The sequence below is a fragment of the Mammaliicoccus stepanovicii genome (assembly GCF_002902525.1).
GTDB lineage: Bacteria > Bacillota > Bacilli > Staphylococcales > Staphylococcaceae > Mammaliicoccus > Mammaliicoccus stepanovicii.
Window position 1 is genome coordinate 7,423 of sequence record NZ_PPQZ01000131.1, and the last position, 3,538, is coordinate 10,960.

The 3,538-nt window shown below is 26.6% G+C and carries 4 protein-coding genes and 1 pseudogene; all 5 read right to left on the reverse strand.

Features of this window, described 5'->3' with window-relative positions:
* Positions 1-176: pseudogene (locus CD111_RS12805) on the reverse strand (AI-2E family transporter); the annotation flags it as partial.
* Positions 177-631: 455 nt separating this feature from the next.
* Positions 632-1,312: a DUF443 family protein gene (locus CD111_RS12240; RefSeq protein ID WP_095088116.1), complete on the reverse strand. Its 681-nt coding sequence runs from the start codon at positions 1,310-1,312 to the stop codon at positions 632-634.
* 216 nt (positions 1,313-1,528) lie between these two features.
* Positions 1,529-2,185: a DUF5079 family protein gene (locus tag CD111_RS12245; protein WP_095088118.1), complete on the reverse strand. Its 657-nt coding sequence runs from the start codon at positions 2,183-2,185 to the stop codon at positions 1,529-1,531.
* A gap of 169 nt (positions 2,186-2,354) precedes the next feature.
* The gene (locus CD111_RS12250) at positions 2,355-2,948 is read right to left on the reverse strand and encodes a DUF5080 family protein (RefSeq protein WP_095088120.1); all 594 of its coding nucleotides are present in this window, start codon (positions 2,946-2,948) and stop codon (positions 2,355-2,357) included.
* A 75-nt stretch (positions 2,949-3,023) separates the two neighbouring features.
* The coding region (locus CD111_RS12710) for a hypothetical protein (protein WP_206124264.1) at positions 3,024-3,538 on the reverse strand (515 nt) is incomplete at its 5' end.

The window sequence follows — 3,538 nt, forward strand, 5'->3', positions numbered from 1 at the left end:
GGATTAAATAAATAAAACGCTACAAACGCCACAATAATTGGACCTACTAAAGTCGTAATCACTGTCATAAGTGGTTCAAATATAAATGAAACCTTTTGGAAGATAAATATCGTCAATCCTAAAAGGATAAATAGCCCTAAAATAAAATAAATATCACGACCACCAAAAAATTTCATAAATTTCGAAACTTTATTCAGTGAATCATGAGATTTTGCTTCTTTTTCCAAAAAAAGTCCTCCTCTATTAATTTATAATTCATTATACCCTAATCTATGTACTTTAAAAACTAAAAATTTACAATTATAGTTTACATAATAAAATTATGATAGTTATTTAGAAATACACATTATTATAACCAACAAACCTAATTACTCTCGCTGCCAATCTTACCTACACCATTGATTTCATCTTTGGCAAGTTGATAATGGAAGAATGCTCTAATATTAAGGGAGTACGAAATTATCTTTACCTTATACTTGTGCTTTGCTATTTTATTCTTTTTCCATTAACCATATAATTCTTTAGTTCGATGTTCGTCTTCAACAATTTATACATTAAACAATACATAGGTCCTCTAGTTATAATCATTAATTTTTTATTCTCAACTTTTAAATACAGTACTTATACTAAACTAAGCATTTTGGTGAGGACTCTTTTCTATTATTTTGAAATTTTCATCAGACATGTATAGTTGCTTGCCAACAGTATAATAAGCAAGTCCAACAGCAATTAAAGTTAATGAACTAATTCCTATATAATCTGTAACTGCAGAATATATACCAAGAGTAAAAATAAAAGTTATTATTGTGTGTAAGAATGTTGCTAAAGTTAACAGCTTAAAAGTAGATCTTTTTTGTTTACTAACATTTCTTATTTCCACTACCTCAGCATTACTCAGATTAAAGAGATTGTTTAATAATTTTTTTCTTTTTTCTTTCTTTTTATAATGAAAAAAGAAAGCTATGGATACAATCATCAAAGTTATTAATAACCTCATATCAAAAGTTCCATAATATCTTATGGACTGATCGATTGATTTGAATATTTTACTCAATATAAAAACGACGGGGATTAATCTTAGAAGATCAGTATTACTTAATGTATTTTCCTTTTGAGTTTTATTTGAAAATGAAGTAATTGTGCCTTCATCAACTTTATATGCTTTGTTATAAATAAATGATGTAAAAAAAGGTAAAAGCTGCCCTAAAGGATTTGAACAAGTATCTAAAATATAGTTTTTATCTTTATATTTTAATATCCTGTATCGAATATTTCCTTCTATTATTATTTGCTCAGAATCTTTATTTTCCATAGATATCTCCAATCTTAATAGCACTATTATTCTTAGCTAATCTAAAAATGATATATATGTTCAACTAAACCAATTGATCTTCTAGTAAATACAATAGAACCAGTAGGATATTTTTATCATCCATAAAAAACTTATTCACTTCCGCTAAGCCATCCAACTATTCATCATCTTTAGCTTGAAAAGATATCTTCGCACACATCGTTATTTCCAACATACCTAATTACTCTCGCTGTCAATCTTACCTACACCATTGATTTCATCTTTAGCAAGTTGATAATGGAAGAATGCTCTAATATTAAGTAAGTTTGTAAGTGCCAAAAACATTAACTCAATAAAAAACGCTCTACTTTCATCGCCTATTGTCGGAGCAACAATCCATATAATTGCTAGTGCTAATAAAGTGCCGATTATAATGACAATTCCTAAATTCCTTAAGAATTTTGTTAATCTTGTCACTTCAGATTCCCATGCATTTCTTCCAAACAGCACTAAACCAACCATACTCATAAATAGAATAAACAGATTATATAACCAATAATTAAATACATCTTGATTTTCATAGTTCATGCCAATAAAATATAACATCCCTGCATTTAATACGATTGAGTTAGCAAATATCATATTTATAGCCATATAAATATTTAAATAATATATCTTATAGCCCTTTTTATTTTCAAATAAATATCCTGCAACACATAGTGCAGCTATAATCCAAATAATTGGTGAGATAACCATATAACTTTTAACATACAATGGTAATGTACCTTCTCCTCGAAATATAAAATAAATAGTAACCCAAAAGAAATACATAAATAGACTTATTATACTAAAACCTATGATGTAGGAATTTCTAACACAATTAAATGAATACATTATATACACGCCCCAATTCCAATATGTAGATACAGTTCAAAATTTAAACCCATTTTCCCTTGAATAAAAAGGACTTTACAACTTGTTCCACTGTAAAGTCCCATTCCAAATATTACGATATAAATTGCAATTTTCATTCTTCTTTACTTCAATTTTCCATAGATTTAAATTACATCACTTTATGTGAAATAATTATATTTGTAATAATCATCCATATCGTTACTACTAATGGCACAAGTGTTTTAAATATAAAGACTTTATATCTAATTTTTCTGTAAATATCCATTAGTAACCAGAGAATAATTATAAGTAAGCCAAAAGCTATAAATGTAATATTTAAATCACTTATTTCTATTGCATCTTGCTGCGTTATATAATGAATTCCAAGACAGAATAATACGATAGATGAAATAAATAAATAGATTCCTCGAGGTTTGCAATTATTTAATTCTAAAACAAAGTTGTCCCTGTCTTCATCTGTTCTATCTTCCACTTTGAAAAATTTAAACTTCATTGGTTTAGTCCATAATTGTTTAAAAGCAAAGTACATATAGAAATATGAACCGTAAATTGTGTATAATACAAAATTGCTTAAGTCGTTGCCATTTAAATGTCCACCTATTAAATAGAATATGATAAAACTAATGATTAATCCTATGTTTCCTAATAGAAAGAAAAAAGCAATGCCTTCTGTTTTCATCAAACTCAAAAAAGTAATCCCATAATACAATGCAAATACGCCTACTAAAATAATATAAATCATGATGTCCTCCTGCTTCTTGTCCTTAATAAATTAATTATTATTTAAATCCATGAACTAAATTCTTATCTACTCTATCTAGTCCATACCATTGATTTCATCTTTCGCAATTGAATAATGAAGAAACATTCTGGCTATTATTAAGTCGACTGCAAACAAGAAAAGACCTTCAAACATAAATCCTTTATATGCTTCATCTACAGTTGGTGCTGTTATATATAAATAGAACAATGCTAATTCAGAACAAATCACTAATAAAATTCCAATGTATTTAATTATTTTATTTTTCAAATTATAAATTTCAAACTCAATTACACTAAATAAATATAGTCCAAGAATATTTACAATGAGAATTACTAAATTGATATACCAATACAACATGTCAGCATTAGGTTCTCCACTCATTTGTATAAAATAAATTAAACTTGTATTTAAAGGTATCAATAAACCAAAAACAATATTGAAAATTAAATAAAAATTCAAATATAATAGATTGAATTTACCTTTATTGTCAAATAAATATCCCGTTGAAATTAATATACTTAAAATCCACATAATTAAAGAAAATATGATATAAGCCCATATGTATGTAG